General features: G+C 70.4%; 14 protein-coding genes and 1 pseudogene. 9 read left to right on the top strand and 6 right to left on the bottom strand.

The window, feature by feature from the left end; genetic code table 11:
* Nucleotides 1–56: 56 nt before the first annotated feature.
* Entirely contained in the window at nt 57–581 is a 525-nt protein-coding gene (locus ABD798_RS34990) for a CGNR zinc finger domain-containing protein (protein ID WP_344885122.1), read from the bottom strand.
* A 25-nt stretch (nt 582–606) separates the two neighbouring features.
* Here ABD798_RS34990 and ABD798_RS34985 point away from each other — a divergent pair, with 25 nt between their 5' ends.
* Nucleotides 607–813, top strand: a complete 207-nt coding sequence (locus ABD798_RS34985; RefSeq protein WP_344885118.1) for a hypothetical protein — start codon at nt 607–609, stop codon at nt 811–813.
* 18 nt (nt 814–831) lie between these two features.
* On the opposite strand, the gene ABD798_RS34980 is transcribed toward ABD798_RS34985, so the two are convergent.
* Nucleotides 832–1,362, bottom strand: coding sequence for a DinB family protein (locus ABD798_RS34980; RefSeq protein WP_344885115.1), 531 nt, complete (start codon nt 1,360–1,362; stop codon nt 832–834).
* Between the two features lie 131 nt (nt 1,363–1,493).
* Between ABD798_RS34980 and ABD798_RS34975 the strand changes: the two genes are divergently transcribed.
* Nucleotides 1,494–2,240, top strand: coding sequence for a TetR/AcrR family transcriptional regulator (locus tag ABD798_RS34975; protein ID WP_425549322.1), 747 nt, complete (start codon nt 1,494–1,496; stop codon nt 2,238–2,240).
* Here the strand turns inward: ABD798_RS34975 and ABD798_RS34970 are convergent.
* Both ABD798_RS34970 and ABD798_RS34965 read right to left on the bottom strand, forming a co-directional pair.
* Nucleotides 2,196–2,918: pseudogene (locus ABD798_RS34970) on the bottom strand (CPBP family intramembrane glutamic endopeptidase); the annotation flags it as partial. The gene ABD798_RS34975 and the pseudogene ABD798_RS34970 sit on opposite strands and share 45 nt — an antisense overlap.
* Before the next feature lie 12 nt (nt 2,919–2,930).
* A complete protein-coding gene (locus ABD798_RS34965; protein ID WP_344885109.1) occupies nt 2,931–3,803 on the bottom strand; it encodes a ferredoxin family protein in 873 nt (290 codons plus the stop codon).
* A gap of 122 nt (nt 3,804–3,925) precedes the next feature.
* Between ABD798_RS34965 and ABD798_RS34960 the strand changes: the two genes are divergently transcribed.
* The 6 genes from ABD798_RS34960 to ABD798_RS34935 all read left to right on the top strand — a co-directional run bounded on the left by ABD798_RS34960 (nt 3,926) and on the right by ABD798_RS34935 (nt 10,479).
* The gene (locus ABD798_RS34960) at nt 3,926–5,899 is read left to right on the top strand and encodes a VWA domain-containing protein (RefSeq protein ID WP_344885106.1); all 1,974 of its coding nucleotides are present in this window, start codon (nt 3,926–3,928) and stop codon (nt 5,897–5,899) included.
* Nucleotides 5,900–6,056: 157 nt separating this feature from the next.
* Nucleotides 6,057–8,180, top strand: a complete 2,124-nt coding sequence (locus tag ABD798_RS34955; protein ID WP_344885520.1) for an MMPL family transporter — start codon at nt 6,057–6,059, stop codon at nt 8,178–8,180.
* A 54-nt stretch (nt 8,181–8,234) separates the two neighbouring features.
* A complete protein-coding gene (gene mshC, locus ABD798_RS34950) occupies nt 8,235–9,470 on the top strand; it encodes a cysteine--1-D-myo-inosityl 2-amino-2-deoxy-alpha-D-glucopyranoside ligase (protein ID WP_344885103.1) in 1,236 nt (411 codons plus the stop codon).
* Nucleotides 9,471–9,643: 173 nt separating this feature from the next.
* Nucleotides 9,644–9,880 carry a hypothetical protein gene (locus tag ABD798_RS34945; RefSeq protein ID WP_344885100.1) on the top strand — a complete coding sequence of 79 codons (237 nt, stop codon included), beginning with the start codon at nt 9,644–9,646 and terminating at the stop codon, nt 9,878–9,880.
* 75 nt (nt 9,881–9,955) lie between these two features.
* Nucleotides 9,956–10,225 carry a DUF6355 family natural product biosynthesis protein gene (locus ABD798_RS34940; protein ID WP_344885096.1) on the top strand — a complete coding sequence of 90 codons (270 nt, stop codon included), beginning with the start codon at nt 9,956–9,958 and terminating at the stop codon, nt 10,223–10,225.
* Nucleotides 10,226–10,227: 2 nt separating this feature from the next.
* On the top strand, nt 10,228–10,479 hold the full coding sequence (locus ABD798_RS34935) for a DUF6355 family natural product biosynthesis protein (RefSeq protein WP_344885093.1): 252 nt from the start codon (nt 10,228–10,230) through the stop codon (nt 10,477–10,479).
* A gap of 101 nt (nt 10,480–10,580) precedes the next feature.
* Here ABD798_RS34935 and ABD798_RS34930 read toward each other — a convergent pair whose 3' ends face one another.
* The gene (locus ABD798_RS34930) at nt 10,581–11,198 is read right to left on the bottom strand and encodes a DUF998 domain-containing protein (protein WP_344885089.1); all 618 of its coding nucleotides are present in this window, start codon (nt 11,196–11,198) and stop codon (nt 10,581–10,583) included.
* Entirely contained in the window at nt 11,195–14,647 is a 3,453-nt protein-coding gene (gene lysX / locus ABD798_RS34925; protein ID WP_344885087.1) for a bifunctional lysylphosphatidylglycerol synthetase/lysine--tRNA ligase LysX, read from the bottom strand. Before lysX ends, ABD798_RS34930 begins: the two co-directional genes overlap by 4 nt.
* Before the next feature lie 53 nt (nt 14,648–14,700).
* Between lysX and ABD798_RS34920 the strand changes: the two genes are divergently transcribed.
* Nucleotides 14,701–15,582 carry an alpha/beta fold hydrolase gene (locus tag ABD798_RS34920; RefSeq protein ID WP_344885084.1) on the top strand — a complete coding sequence of 294 codons (882 nt, stop codon included), beginning with the start codon at nt 14,701–14,703 and terminating at the stop codon, nt 15,580–15,582.
* Nucleotides 15,583–15,586: the final 4 nt, after the last annotated feature.

Below are 15,586 nucleotides of genomic sequence, written 5' to 3'. Positions count from 1 at the left end.
CGATCGTGGCAGCCGGGGTTTGCCGGTCTTGAAGACTGCGGAACCCCGGGCGGGGGTCAGGTGCGGCGGCGGGCGCGGTGGTCGGCCACGTAGATCCGGTTGGCGCACTGGGTCGAGCAGAAGCGCCTGCGGCCGTTGCGCGAGGTGTCGATGAACACGGTGGTGCAGCCGTCTCGGGCGCAGCAGCCGAGCCGACCGCCGCCGGAGGCGCACACCACGTGCGCGAGGCCGGTGGCGGTGCGGGCCTTCACCCGTTTCACGGTGCTGTCGGTGTCGAGCGAATAGTGCAGGTGCGGCGTCATCTCGCCTTCGTGGCGCGCGATGGTCGGCTGAATGGCGGCCTCGCCGAGCAGCAGGTTGAGCGTCTCGATGCGCTCGTCGAGGTCGGTCGCCTCGAAGACGACGCGCAGTTTTGCCGCCCACGCAAGGAGTTCAGCGGTCTCCTGGGCGTCGACCTCGGGCCTGGTCGTCTTGTAGTGCCGCAGCAGCTCACCCATCGCGGGCGGGTCGGTGAAGGGGTCGGCGTTGACCAGCCCGACCGCGAGCGACGCCTTGTCACTGCCGTAAGGGTTGATGTGCACTAGCCCATGACAGCAGGCTGGGGGCATGCAGCGCAATGAGATCCCGGACGCGGTGACCTGCCCGAACTGCGGATGGCCTGCCGACGGAGCCGGTCCCGCCGTCGCCTCCTCGCACCACACCTCGACCGGCGCGGTCCGCTACGTGCGGTGCGTGTGCGGACTGCGCCTGGTGCTGCTCGGAAACTCCCTCGTCGGCACGGCGGGCGCCCCGGACGTGGCAATGACCGGCTGACCGTTCACCAACTGTCCACTAACTGTCTACAAAGGACGCTTTGAGGAGGCGGAGCTGGCCGATCTCGGCGACGTTCTTCATCAGCTCCGCGTTCACCCACGCGACCATGTGCGCGACGCGGTGCTCGGGGTCGCTCGGCCACGGAAACGGTGCCACGGCGTCAAGATCTTCCTCGGTGAGGTCGTCGAGCACGCTCAGCCACTCCGTGCGCAGCTCGCGCAGCCACGCCACGGCCGCCGCGCCGTCACCGGGCCACGTCACGTCGACGCGCTCGCGCGGGGTGCGGCCGCGCGCGTGGTCGATCGCGGTGCTCCACCACCAGCCGATGTGCCAGGTGAGCCAGGCGATCGTGGGCACGGGGATCGGGTCCAGCTCGCTCTCGTCCCAGTCCGGCCGCCAGACGCCGTCCTCGCCCTCGCGCACTGTCCAGCAGACTTTTCCGGGCTCCCACAGGAAATCCGTGTCGTCGAGGAGGCCGAGGTGGAACTCGAACAGTGACCAGGTGAGGTCGAACTGCCAGCGCGACAGGGTGTTCGGGGAGGCGGACATGGCGCAGACCCTGGCACATCGACGGCGCGCGCACGACCCGGTTTCCGAGTCGGCGAGATCACTTCGAGTGGCCGCGCAGGTCACACCACAGTTAGGGTACCGCTGTTGTGGTGGTCGGGTCGGGGACGGACATGGCTTCTGGAGCACGCGCACACTCACGCCGCGAACTGCTCGCGGACGCGGCGATCGATGTGCTGGCAAGGGAAGGCGGCCGTGGCCTCACCCACCGCGCGGTGGACCGCGAGGCCCAGGTTCCCCTTGGCACCACCAAGAACTACTACCCCACGCGCAACGCGCTGCTCATTGCGGCCGCGCGTCGGATGGCCGACGAGCACAGCGCCGCGGTGCAGGTGCTGCGCGACACCACACCCGCCGGAGTCCGCCCGGACCAGGTTCGCGAGCTGTACCCGGCGATGCTGACGCGCGCCGTGCACGGCGACCGCACCCAGACGCTGGCGCTCTTCGAGCTGTACCTGGAAGGTGTGCGCCGCCCCGAGGTGCGCGAGGCGCTCGGCGACATGGTCCGGGCCAACGCCGAGGGCGTCATCGCCGTGCACCGTTCGGCCGGGCTCGACACCACCCCGCGCGACGCTGCGTTGCTGGACGCCTACTTCCTGGGTGTGTCGATCTCCATGCTCGCCCTGCCGGAGGACGCGCTCGGCAAGCTCGGCCTCGACGACTCCCGGGACCTCGGCCGCGGCCTGTTCGACGCCGCTGTCCCCAGTGCCGCTGTCCCCAGTGCGTCAGAACAGCGCGATGAGCATGGCCGGGGGAGCGTTGACGAGCCCGTGCGCCAGGATCAGCATCCAGGGGTTGCGGTGCCGCGACCAGAGGTAGCCGAGCAGGAGCCCGGTGACCCCCTGGTTGGCCACGACTGAGGCGAGGTCCAGCGGCAGCCCGCCGCCGCCCTGGATTCCCACGTGCCAGACCGCCCACAGCAGCGACGCGACGACGATCGCGGGCCACCGTCCGTACAGGGACTCCAGCCTGGTTTGCAGCCAGAACCGGTAGAACACCTCTTCCAGCACTGCGTTCACCAGGAACACCACTGCCAGCACGGCGATCGGCGCCGCGCTCCCGCTCCACGGCGTCAGCACCGTGATCAGTCCGATGTAGACGGTCACGACCAGCAGCGGGCGCAGCCACCGGCCTTGAAGGTCCACAGTGGACCACTCCCGCCAGGTGACCCGGACGACGGCGAGCGGGATCACCAGCAGCAGGGCCACCTTCAGGCCCAGGAACCACAGATCACCGCGCGGGGACACGTAGTAGCCCGCCGCGAACGCGGCACCCAGTACCACCAGGCTCCACGTCCGCACGGCGAGCGTGCGCGGGTCTGTCCCTGTGAACGGATCGACCGCCGGTTTTTTCGGCGCCAGCAGCACCGCTACCAGCAGCGCGACCGTGACCGGCGCCCACAGCTGCCAGAGCGCCCGCGTCCGGTCGTGATCGGCGGAGTACCGCAGAACCGAGTGCCCGCTGAGCACCAGTCCCAGCACCGCCGCCACGAACACCGCGATCCCGCCGACGAGCAGCGCTCTGCCGGTCCTCGTCATCGCGCCCCCTGCTCAGCCGGAGACGAGCTCCAAGCCGGAACAGGAGAAGGCCGAGCCCGCCGTGGCCATCTTGCCGCAGCTGTTCGGCCACGCGGGCAGCTCTGTGACGATCATCCGAACCCGCCACCGCCGGCCGTCGACGTGCTCGACGGTCACCGAGTCCGCCGACTCCGCCGCGACGGAGAGCGAGTTCGCCGTGACATCACCGATCGCGGAGCGGACGGCCAGCTCGGCGGCCTGGCCGATCGGGCTCCACGTCGCCCGGCCCCGGCAGCCCTGCACCACCATCTCCCCGGCGGCGGTCGCTTTCAGGAGGTCGCGAGCCTGCGTGGCGTCGAGCCTGCCGTGCACGTAGCCGGTCGGCAGAGCGACCATCGCTGGCGCGAAGCGGTGACCGCCGGTGTGCGTGCTCTCCCAGACGGACTCGCCGTACTCGGCCGCCAGGTCCGCCGCGATCGGACGACCGAGCAACGCACAGCAGCGGTCACGCTTGCCGTTGGTGCACACCAGCAGCAACGGCTCGGTGATCCGCTCGCCGAAGGGCCGGGTGAGATCGAGTTCCAGCAGGTCCTCCGGACCTTCGACCGTGTGCTTGAACAGCCACATCGCGTCGGGCCTTGTCGAGGCCAGGTACACCCGGCGTGGGCGCGGGCGGTGCATGTCGGGATGGCGTCCCGGACGGCGGATCAGCACGACGCGGTGACCGGCCTCGTTGGCACGGCGTACCAGTTGGGCTCCGATCCCGGGGTCGAGATGGCTGTCCACCAGCGCGTCAGCACCCCACGGGCCGGGTTGCTCCACGCAGAGCCAGCTCGCCGCGACCGGGGCGGTCCCGGCGAGCGGTTCGGCGGAGGCGAGCGCGGCGCAGCCGCTGGCGTTGTGCATGCTCCGCCCATCATCACCCGGTTGGTCCTTGATTGACACCCCGGGGTTGCCCGCGAACCTCGCCGGGAACGCACGTGGTCGCGGACTGGCCGGGCGTGGCAGCCTGGGACAGGGAGGTGGCCATGGCTGAGCCCGGTAGCTACCGGTACGGAGCGTGGGACGGTGGGCGCGACCCACTCGCGCCCCCGCCGGACCTGCGCGCGGCGCTGGCGGAGATCAGCCGCGAGGTGATGGCGGGGTCCTCGCCGGAGTCCGCGCTGCGCGAGCTGCTGCGCCAGGGCGTGCCCGGCACTCGCGGACTGGACGAACTGACCCGGCAGGTGTGGCAGCGACGTGCGGCGTTGCAGCGCAGGCACCGGCTCGACGGGACCGTGCAGGAGGCCAAGCGGCTGCTCGACCGGGCGTTGCAGGCGGAGCGCCGCGCGCTGGACGCCGACAGCGGAGAGGACGCGCGGTTCCGGCAGATGCGCTTGGACATGGTGTCCGACAACGTCGGCGGGGCCGTGCGCGAACTGGCCGACTACGACTGGCGTTCGGCGGATGCCGCTGAGGCCTACCAGGAGATCCAGCAGCTGCTCGGCCAGCAGATGGTGGAGCAGCGCTTCAAGGGTATGAGTGAGGCGCTGAAGCAGGCACGGGCGGGTGGGGATTCCAGCACTGTCTCCGAGCGCGTCCGCGAGATGCTGGCCGACCTCGACCTCCTGCTGAGCGCGCATGCGCAGGGGCGTGCCGATACGCCGTCGCGCTTCCAGGAGTTCATGCGCGAGCACGGGGAGTTCTTCCCGGAGAACCCGCGCACGGTGGACGAGCTGATCGACCTGCTCGCGGCGCGCTCGGCGGCGGCACAACGGCTGCTGAACTCGATGACGCCGCAGCAGCGCGCCGAGCTGGCCGAGCTGTCGCGGCAGGCCTTCGGCGACCCTCGGCTGGCCGAAGCACTGTCCAAAGTGGACGACAAACTGCGCGCACTGCGCCCCGGCGAGGACTGGTCGGGACGCGGGCGTTTCCGCGGCGACCAGGCGATGGGGCTCTCCGAGGCCACGGAGGCGTTGCAGGAGCTGGGAGAACTCGACCAGCTCGCCGAGCAGCTCGCGCAGGCGCACCCGGGCGCGCGCATGGAGGACATCGACTCCGAGCTGCTGGAGCGGCATCTGGGCGAACAGTCCACTGTGGACGCTAAGGCGCTCGCCGAGCTGGAGCGGCAGTTGCGCGCGCAGGGAATGCTGGAGCGCGGCCCCGACGGGGACCTCCGGTTGAGCCCCAAGGCGTTGCGCCGTCTGGGCGAAGACACGTTGCGTGATGTGCTCGGCCAGCTGCGCGGAGCGCGCGGCGAACGCGACGCCAACCGCGCGGGCGCGGCAGGGGAGCGGACCGGTTCCACCAGGCCATGGCGCTTCGGCGACACCGAACCGTGGGATGCGTCGCGCACGGTGGGAAACGCCGTCCTGCGCACGGCGGGAACCGGTGAGGCGCTGACGATCGACGTCGCGGACGTGGAGATCGCCGAGACGGAGCAGCGTTCACGGGCGGTCGTGGCACTGTGCGTGGACACGTCGTGGTCGATGGTCCAGGACGGCCGGTGGGTGCCGATGAAGCGCACCGCGCTCGCGTTGCACCACCTGGTGCGCACGCGTTTTCGCACCGACGAGCTCCAGCTGATCACCTTCGGCAGGCACGCGATGAGCGTGGACATCGGAGAACTCACGGCGCTGGAAGGAACTCACGAGCAGGGGACCAACCTGCACCACGCGCTGATGCTGGCAGGACGCCACCTTCGGCGGCATCCCGACGCGCATCCGGTCGTACTCGTTGTGACGGACGGCGAACCCACCGCGCACCTCGAACCCGACGGCGAAGCCGTTTTCGACTACCCGCCACGGCCCGAGACCATCGCCAAGACCATGGTCGAGGTGGACGCGCTCGCCAGGCGCGGCGCGGGGATCACCGTGTTCATGCTGGGGGAGAACCCCAGGCTGGAGGCGTTCGTGGACACCGTGGCGCGCCGCACCGGGGGCCGCGTACTCGCGCCCACGACGGACGGTCTCGGTGCCGCGGTGGTGTCGGACTACCTGAGAAACCGGCGACTGTCCACGTAGGACAACTCGAAAGGTCGCCGTGTCATTGCGCGGAACAGTTGATCACACGGCATGATGGGCGTCCGGAGACACTCGTGGCGCACCGGAGGGGAGGACTTCCCCCGTGGAGGTCGAAAAGCAGCGAAGACCGCGATGGCGGTGGGTGCTGCCCACGCTGATGGTCCTCGCCTGGTTGGTCTTCGGCGCGTTCAGCGGCCAGTTCCAGAGCCGTCTCGCCGAAGTGCAGAAGAACGACAACGCCTCCTTCCTGCCCGCGAGCGCGGAGTCCACCGAGGCGACCGATCTCCAGGCCGCGTTCTCCGACAAGCGCGTGCTGCCCGCGGTGCTGGTCTTCGAGCGCCCGGCCGGGCTGACGATGACCGACCAGAACGCGGTGCAGGAGCGGCTCGTCCAGCTCGCCGCGCTGCCCGGCATCAACGGCCAGATCTCCCCGCCCGACCTGGCCAAGGACGGCAAGGCGGTGCAGGCCGTCGCCGCGCTGGACGCCCAGGACGGCGCGAAGCTGGCCAGGGCCATCGGTGAGCTGCGCGAGATCGTCGGCAAGAACCTGCCCGCCGGGCTCAACGCCTACATCACCGGTCCCGCCGGTCTGCTGGGCGATCTCGCCGACATCTTCAAGGGCATCGACGAACTGCTGCTCGGGGTGACCGCCGCCGTGGTCGCGCTGATCCTCGTGGTCGTCTACCGCAGCCCCCTGCTGCCGCTGCTGGTGCTGGCCTCCGCCGGGCTCGCGCTGGCCAGCTCCACCTTCGTGGTCTACGAGCTGGCCGCCAACGAGGTGCTCACGCTCTCCGGCTCCAGCCAGGGCATCCTGTTCATCCTGGTATTCGGTGCCGCGACGGACTACGCCCTGCTGCTGGTCGCCCGCTACCGCGAGGAGCTGCGCAGGCACGCCTCGCCCTACACCGCGATGGGCAAGGCCTACCGCGCGTCCTTCGAGCCGATCCTGGCCTCCGCGGGCACCGTGGTGCTCGGCCTGCTGTGCCTGCTGCTGTCGGAACTGAATTCCAATCGGGGCTTGGGCCCGGTCGCGGCCACCGGCATCGTGATGTCGCTGCTGGCCTCGCTGACCTTCCTGCCCGCGGTGCTGGTGATCTTCGGCCGGGTCGCGTTCTGGCCGTTCCGGCCGATGGCGGTCACCGGCAAGCACGCCAAGGTGCCCACCGACGTCGAGCAGCACGGCTCCTGGGCGCGCGTGGCCGCCGCCGTCGGCAACCGGCCCCGGCTCACCTGGATGATCACCGCGCTCGTGCTGCTCGGCGGGGCCGCGCTGCTGCCGCAGTTCAAGGCGGCGGGCACCTCGCAGACCGACCTCTTCCTCACCAAGGTCGAGTCCGTGGCCGGTCAGAAGGCGCTCTCGGCGCACTTCCCCGGCGGCATCGGCAGCCCGGCCGCGATCATCGCCAACGCCCAGACGGCTCCGGCGGTGATGGCGGCGGCCAAGGTGCCCGGCATCGCCGACGTCACCCTCGGTTTCGACCTGCCGCCCGGCGCCCCGCCGCCCGCCGACGTGACCGCGCTCAAGCCCAAGGTGGTCAACGGGAAGGTGCAGATCTTCGCCACCTTCTCCGCGCCCGCCGACTCGCCGGAGTCCGTCGCGGCCGTGCAGGCGCTGCGCGAGGCGGTGCACAGGGTCCCGGGTGCCGATGCCAAGGTCGGCGGCTTCACGGCGTTGCAGTACGACGTGCAGGAGGCGTCCTCGCGGGACCGGTGGGTGATCATCCCGGCGGTGCTCGTGGTGATCGTCATCGTGCTCGCGCTGCTGCTGCGCTCGCTGCTGGCGCCGCTGCTGCTGACCGCGACGGTGGTGCTGTCCTTCGCCGCCACGCTCGGCGTCGGCGGGCTGATCTTCGAGCACCTGCTCGGCTGGCGCGGCGCCGATCCGAGCGTGCCGCTGTTCGCCTTCGTGTTCCTCGTCGCGCTCGGCATCGACTACAACATCTTCCTGATGACGCGGGTGCGCGAGGAGACGATCAAGCACGGCACCGTCACCGGCGCGCTGCGCGGGCTCACCGTGACCGGCGGTGTGATCACCTCGGCCGGTGTGGTGCTCGCGGCGACCTTCGCGGCGCTGGCCGTGCTCCCGCTGCTGTTCCTGGCGCAGCTGGCGTTCCTGGTGGCCTTCGGTGTGCTGCTCGACACCCTGGTCGTGCGGTCGCTGCTCGTGCCCGCGCTGACCATCCACATCGGGCGGGCCGTGTGGTGGCCAGGGAAGCTGTGGCGCGCGGAACCGGCTCGGCGGCGGCGCTCGGACGACGAGCCGGGCGGCTTGAGTGGTTAATGAGCCAGGTACTTGAGTGGTTAATGAGCCAGGTAACTGTCTAGGGTCGTAATCATGCAACCCTGGTCATCCGTCCCGGTTCCGCGCGTGCCTGGCACGCCCCGCCCGCTTCGGCTCTACGACACCGCGTCCGCCGAGGTCAGGCCGACCTCGCCGGGGCAGGTGGCCAAGCTCTACGTCTGCGGGATCACCCCGTACGACGCCACCCACCTCGGGCACGCGGCGACCTACCTCGCCTTCGACCTGGTGCACCGCGTCTGGCTGGACAACGGCCACGAGGTCCACTACGTGCAGAACGTCACCGACATCGACGATCCGCTGCTGGAGCGGGCGAAGCGGGACAAACAGGACTGGGTGGTGCTCGGGCTGCGCGAGACCGCGCTGTTCCGCGAGGACATGGAGGCGCTGCGGGTGGTGCCGCCGCGCGAGTACGTCGGCGCCGTCGCGGCCATCCCGGAGATCGTCGAGGCCGTCGCCAAGCTCCTCGCCTCCGGCGCGGCCTACCGGCTGGACGACGAGCACCCGGACATCTACTTCGACCACACCGCCACCGGGCGTTTCGGCTCCGAGTCCAACTACGACGAGCCGACCATGCTCAAGTACTTCGCCGAGCGCGGGGGCGACCCCGACCGGCCCGGCAAGCGGCACCCGCTCGACGCGCTGCTGTGGCGTTGCGCGCGCGAGGGCGAGCCCTCGTGGGACGGCGAGCTCGGCCCCGGCCGCCCCGGCTGGCACATCGAGTGCACCGCGATCGCCGTCAACCGCCTCGGCGCGACCGTGGACGTGCAGGGCGGCGGCTCCGACCTGATCTTCCCGCACCACGAGTTCAGCGCCGCGCACGCCGAGCAGCTGACCGGCCAGGCGCCGTTCGCGCGGCACTACAGCCACAGCGGCATGATCGGTCTCGACGGCGAGAAGATGTCCAAGTCCAAGGGCAACCTCGTCTTCGTGTCCAAGCTGCGCGCCGACGAGGTCGACTCGATGGCGGTGCGCCTGGCGCTGTTGGCTGATCACTACCGCTCAGATCGCTCGTGGAGCGCCGAGCTGCTGTCCTCCGCCGAGGAGCGCCTGATCCGGTGGCGCGAGGCCGTGTCGCTGCCTGAGGGCCCGTCCGCCGAGTCTCTCGTGCAGCGCCTGCGCGACCACCTCGGCGACGACCTCGACACCCCGCGCGCCCTCGCCGCCGTCGACGGCTGGGTGGCCGAGGCGCTGACCCGGCGCGGTACCGACGCGGGCGCCCCCGCTCTCGTCCGCGACGCCGTCGACGCGCTGCTCGGCATCGCGCTGTAGTTCTCGCCCGTTCGGCGCCCGTCGCGTTTCCTCGCGGCGGGCGCCGTTTCGGTTGCGAGGTGGGTTGCGTGCGGCAACGATCTTGTTACGAGACGCTTGACACGCAACCGTCCTGGGTAAGACCACGTCTTGAGAGTGATCACTTGATGGGGTTTCCAGGGGGAGGACACGCGATGAGCGCTCCGGTGCACGCTTACCGATACGGCCCCGCCGCCCGCGTCCCGCAGCGTCGTAGGCCGCCCGCGCGTCCCGCGCACATCACGCGTCCGGCGGAGAGCTGCTACTGCCCCGAGTGCTACCGCCCCACCAGTGCGGGTGATGTGCTCTTCGGCATCGTGGGCGGCCTGCTGCTGGCTGGCCTGATCGTGGGCTCCGGGTGGCTGTTCGGCTTCTACAACCTCTTCGCCTGAGTTCTTCAGTCCCGGCTTTCGCGAGCGGTTCTCCCTTTCATCAGGATTTCAGGGCCGCTGCTTACGTTGCGCTGCATGAAGATTCGAGCGACAGCCGCGGCTGCTCTCTCCCTGGCCGCGATGACCCTCGTGGCCCCGGGGACGGCCGCCGCCGAGCCGTGCGGCTACTACGAGTCCGGTTACGGCTTCCACTACAACCACTGCGCCTCGGGCCACGTGAAGGTCCACGTCGACGTCTTCCACGACTTCGACTACGACATCTGCGCCCACCCCGGGCTCAACCTTCTCGGGCTTAAGGTCCATGAGCGCAAGATCCGCAACGCCTGGTACGTCGGGGGGTGCTGAGCGTGCGACTCCTCACCGCGCTCGCGATCGTCGCGGCGGGCCTCGTGGCTCCCACGGCCACCGCTGCCGCCGAGCCGTGCGGCTACTGGTACGACGAGACCTACGCGTACTACTCGCACTGCGGCCCGACCAAGGTCAAGATCGACGTCGATGTGGCGTGGGGCAGGGATTACACAGCCTGCGTCAAGCCCGGGCGCTCCGTCCTCGGCACCTGGCCGCAGGTCACCAACGCCTGGTACATCGGCCTCTGCTGAGCACTGCTCGGCCATCACGTGCCACCCCGCGAGCGGCCCGATTGGTGCGTTGAGCGCGCTGAACGGGTCGTTTAGTGCGCTCAAGTACCCAAACGGGTCGTTCAGGGCTTCTGACGCACCAAAGGGGGCGTTCGTGCCGGGAGGGTTACGGCGGTCAGCAGGAGTGCGGCGTTGGTGGCGACGAGTTGGACCCGTTGGACGATGCCCGCCCAGGGGCCGCCGACGAGGATCGCGGACAGGAGGCCGCTGACGACCAGGACGGCGAAGCACGCCCACAGGATGAAACGTGCTTGGGGGCCAAGGGTTTTTCGGAGGGCCAGCAGGCCGATCACGGCGGTGACGATGCCGAAGAACACGAGCACGCTCGACGCCTGGTGGATCTCGTGGGACAGCGAGACGGTGTTGTCGATCTCGCGCTGGCGGCACGCGCGGTCGATGCTCGGCGCGCAGTCCAGGGGTACGAGCGCGTCGAGCACCGTCACCCCGCCGAACACCGCGAGCCCCACGCGAAGGAGCTTGTGCCGCAACGAGAACGCGGCGGCCACGAACAGAGTGCCCGCGATGACGTCGGTGGTGCGGAACAGGAAGCGGTACGGCTGCCCGCCCGCCATGTGCTCGGACACATAACTGTGCAGCAGGCTCAAGTCGTTGGGCAGCACGAACTCCAGCAGCCATGCCGAGTACACGAGCGTGCCGAGCAGGAGCAACCACCGCGTCATACCGACGAGCCTTCTGGGCGCACGAACGGGAACAGCACGGTCTGCCGGATCGTGCCGCCGCACAACATCATCAGCAGCCGGTCGACGCCGAGCCCGAGCCCGCCGGTGGGCGGCATGCCGTACTCCAGCGCCCGCAGGAAGTCCTCGTCCAGCTCCATGGCCTCGACGTCACCGCTGGCCGCCTTCATCGACTGCGACTGCAGCCGGTCGCGCTGCTCGACGGGGTCGGTCAGCTCGGAGTACGCGGTGGCGATCTCCGCGCCGAACGCGATGAGGTCCCACCGCTCGGCCAGCCGGGGGTCCTCGCGGTGCTGGCGGGTCAGCGGCGACACGTCGGTGGGGTAGTCGCGGTAGAACGTCGGCCGCACGGTCTGCCCCTCGACGAGGTGCTCGAAGGCCTCCACCACGTACTTGCCGCGGCTCCACCCGTCCTGGAACGGCACGCCCGCCGCGTCGAAGTGCTTGCGCAGGTCCTCGAACGGGGTGTCCGGCGTAATGTCCTCGCCCAACCGCCGCGCGAGCGCCTCGTGCACGCCGATCACCGGCCACTCACCGCTGATGTCGTGCTCGGTGACGGTGCCGTCGGGGTTGACGTGCCGCGCCACCTGAGCCCCGTGCGCGGCGACGGCCGCCTCCTGGATCAGCTCGCGGACGGTGTGCAGCATGGTGTTGTAGTCGGCGTAGGACTGGTACGCCTCCAGCATCGTGAACTCGGGGTTGTGCGTGGCGTCCGCGCCCTCGTTGCGGAAGTTGCGGTTCAGCTCGAAGACCCGGTCCACCCCGGCGACGCACAGCCGCTTCAGGTAGAGCTCCGGCGCGATCCGCAGGTACATCCGCATGTCGTAGGCGTTGATGTGGGTGACGAAGGGCCGTGCGGTCGCCCCGCCGTGCACGGCCTGCAACATCGGCGTCTCGACTTCGAGGAAACCCCTGGTGTGCAAGGAATCCCGCAGCGTTCTGACCACTGTGGACCGTGCGCGCAACATGGTCCGCGCCTCGTCGTTGACCACCAGGTCCAGGTAGCGCCTGCGCACCCGCGCCTCGGCGTCGGCGAGCCCCTTGCGCCTGTCCGGCAACGGGTGCAGGCACTTCGCGGTGATCATCCACTCGGTCACCGAGACCGACAGCTCACCGCGCTTGGAGGTGATCACCTCGCCCTCGACGCCGACCTGGTCGCCGAGGTCGATCGCGGCCTTCCACGCCGTCAGCCGGTCCGCGCCGAGCTGGTCCTCGGAGAGCATCAGCTGCAACTCGCCGGTGAAGTCGCGCAGCACCGCGAAGCACAGCCTGCCGACCTCGCGCTTGGCCACGACCCGGCCCGCGACGCTGACCCGCGTGCCGGTCCTGGTGTCCGGAGCCAGCTCGCCGGCGCGTTCGCGCACCTCGCCCAGCGAACAGCCGCGCGTGAAGCCGACCGGGTAGGCGTCGACGCCCTCCGCCCGCAGCCGGTCGAGCTTGTCCCGCCGCACACGGACCTGCTCCGGCAGGCGCCGCGAGGACTTCGGCTCGCGAACGCGCTCCTCGATCGCGTGCACCTGCTGCACGAAGGCTTCGGCCACCTCGGGCGTGTGCAGCTCGCGCCGCGCGATGCTCGGCCGCAGCAGCGCGCGCCTGCTCGGCACGAAGCCCTCCGCGACGCCGGCGATGAGGCTGACCCGCGCGAGCTGCCGTGCGCTGCGGTAGCACAGGAAACGCGGGTCCCACTTCGGCCCGTACTTCGCGTTGGACCGGTACAGCGACTCCAGCTGGAAGAACCGGGACGCGAAGCTCAGCGCCCACCGCCACAGCCGCAGCACGGGTCCGGCGCCGATGCGCGCGCCCTCCTCGAAGACCGCGCGGAACATCGCGAAGTTCAGCGAGATGTGCTGCACGCCGAGCCGTCCACCAGCCTCGACCAGCTCGCAGATCATGAACTCGTTGAGCCCGTTCTCGGCGGCGCGGTCGCGGCGCATGAGGTCCATCGACAGGCCCGTGCGGCCCCACGGCACGAACGAGAGCAGCCCGCGCAGGGCGCCGTCGGCGTCGTAGGCCTCGATCATCACGCAGCGCGCGTCGGAGGGATCGCCGAGCCTGCCCAGTGCCATCGAGAAACCGCGCTCGGTCGCCTCGCCGCGCCACGCCCGCGCCGCCGCGATCAGCTGGTCCATCTCCTCGTCCGGGATCTCGCCGTGCCTGCGCACGCGGGAGGTGTACCCGGCGCGTTCCACGCGGCTGACCGCCTGCCGCACGCCTCGGCGCTCCCGGCCGGTGAGGGTGAAGTCGCGGACGTCCAGGATCGCCTCGTCGCCGATCTCCAGCGCCTTGAGCCCGGCCTCGGTGTAGGCGTGCGCGCCCTCCTCGCTCGCGCCGAGCACGCCGGGAACCCAGCCGTAGCTGTAGGCCTCGGCCAGCCACGCGTTGATCGCCGCGGGCCACGCGTCCTCGTCGCCGATGGGATCGCCGCTGGCCAGGCAGGTGCCGCCGATCACGCGGTAGGTCACGGCGGCGCGGCCGGAGGGCGCGAACACCACGGACTTGTCCCTGCGCGTGGCGAAGTAGCCGAGCGAGTCGCCGTCGCCGTGCTCGGCCAGCAGCTCGCGCAGCGCCAGCTCTTCTTCCTGGGACAGCAGTCGTTTGCTGCGCGCGGAGCGGAGGAAGCGGGCCAACGCGTAGGCGCCGACCAGGGTTCCGCCGAGGTCCAGCAGGAAGGTCAGCCAGGACGAGGACGCCTGGTCGATGCCGATCTGGTCGATCGGGATCCAGTTGCCTGTGACCTGGCTGAAGGACCAGAGCAGCTGCTCCAACGTGCCCGGGGGCGTGGAGGCCGCGAACGGCGCGAGGCCCCAGCCGATCAGCGTCACCAGGACCATGCCGATGGCCAGCGAGCCCAGCGCCCGCCAGCCCGCGCCCTCGTTGAGCCGCGCGGGGAACGCGGGGCGCAGCACCATCAGCAGCACGATGATCCCGATGCTGACCAGGTTGGCCATCACCAGGTCCCAGAGCGTGTCCGAGACGGCCAGCTCCTGGAGGTCCTCCTCCGACACCGTGGCATCGCCGATGGCCAGCAGGTACAGCCAGATCAGCGCCACGATCGCGTTGTAGACGACCACGTAGAGGACCTGGAACAGCACCAGCACCCACAGCGCGGCCCGCTTGCGCCTGCGCAGTGCGGCGCCGAGCACGACCAGCACGAGGACGATGAAGATGTTGGCGTCCACCGGGAGCCCGGTGTAGTCGAAGACGCTGCGGATGGCGTCGCCGACGTCGGAGTAGTCGTCGCCGAGCAGCAGGAGCACCAGCGAGCAGAGCGCGCCCAGCTCCACGACCGTCGCGATGATCGTGGCCGCCGTGTGCTTCCACGCGGGCACCTCGTGGCGCGGCGGCCTGCTGCCGCGCTGGGGCTTCTCCGCCGTTGTCACGGCCGCCCGATTTCCGGTCGCGGCGGAGTTGTCGGCGGATTCTCGGCCCATGTTCGGACTTCTCCAGCTCGTTGAACGGTCACTTCGTGGGCGAGACTAGCGGAATGGGAAGCAGCGCCCGCTCACATTCCGAGGAACTCGGTCGCTTCGGGGACCGAGTCCTCGACCGCGTCGACGTCACCGGCGAGCCCGTGCGTGCGGCCGTCGCGCTGTGCTCCGGGCTCGGCGGACTCGCTTCCGACTGGAACCCGGTCTCACGGCTGCTGGAACCCGGTGTCGCGGGCGTCGCCTTCGAGTTCACCCCCGGCGGCCTCCCGCTCCGCGAGTGCGTCGCCGCGCTCGAACGGCTCCGCCTCCGCCATGCGCCCGAAGTGCCGTTCGTGCTGGTAGGGCACTCGATGGCGGGCATGACCGTCGAGGCGTACGCGCGGGCGCACCCCGAGCTGACGGCAGGTGTGGTGCTCGTCGACCCGAGCCCTGAGCCGCCCGGCAGCACCGCCGTCGACGACTCCTTCACCAAGGCTGTGCGCGGGTGGGTGCGACGCGACACGGTGCGGCGGCACCCCGGCCTGGCGCGGCGGCTCGGCCCGGCGCTGCGCGCGCTGATGATGACCTTCGGCACCCTCTCCGCTCCCGATCCCGATCCCGTGGCCGCGCGCGCCCGTTTCGCCGATTCCGGTCTCCTCACTGATTTTCTCGCTGAGTTCGCCAGTTATCCCTCGCGGATTCGTGAACTGGAAAAGATGCGCGCGTCATCAAGTACTCCGCTCGCGATTCCGTGGACCGTGCTGACCGCCGCCTCCGCTATCGGAACCGGGCGCGCCGCCGCTCGGTTGCTCGCCGCGCACGCCGACCTCGCCGCCGTGAGCACGCTCGGCAGGCACGAGGTCGTCGGCGGCGCTGATCACCTGCTCGGCCTCGACCGCCCCGAGGTGGTCGCCGCCGCCGTGCACGAGATCATCCGGTCAGCGCCGTCATCCTGTTAGCGCC

The organism is Allokutzneria multivorans, from assembly GCF_039537405.1.
In the GTDB taxonomy this organism is placed as follows: Bacteria; Actinomycetota; Actinomycetes; order Mycobacteriales; family Pseudonocardiaceae; genus Allokutzneria; species Allokutzneria multivorans.
This window is presented reverse-complemented; position numbering and strand designations above follow the sequence as displayed.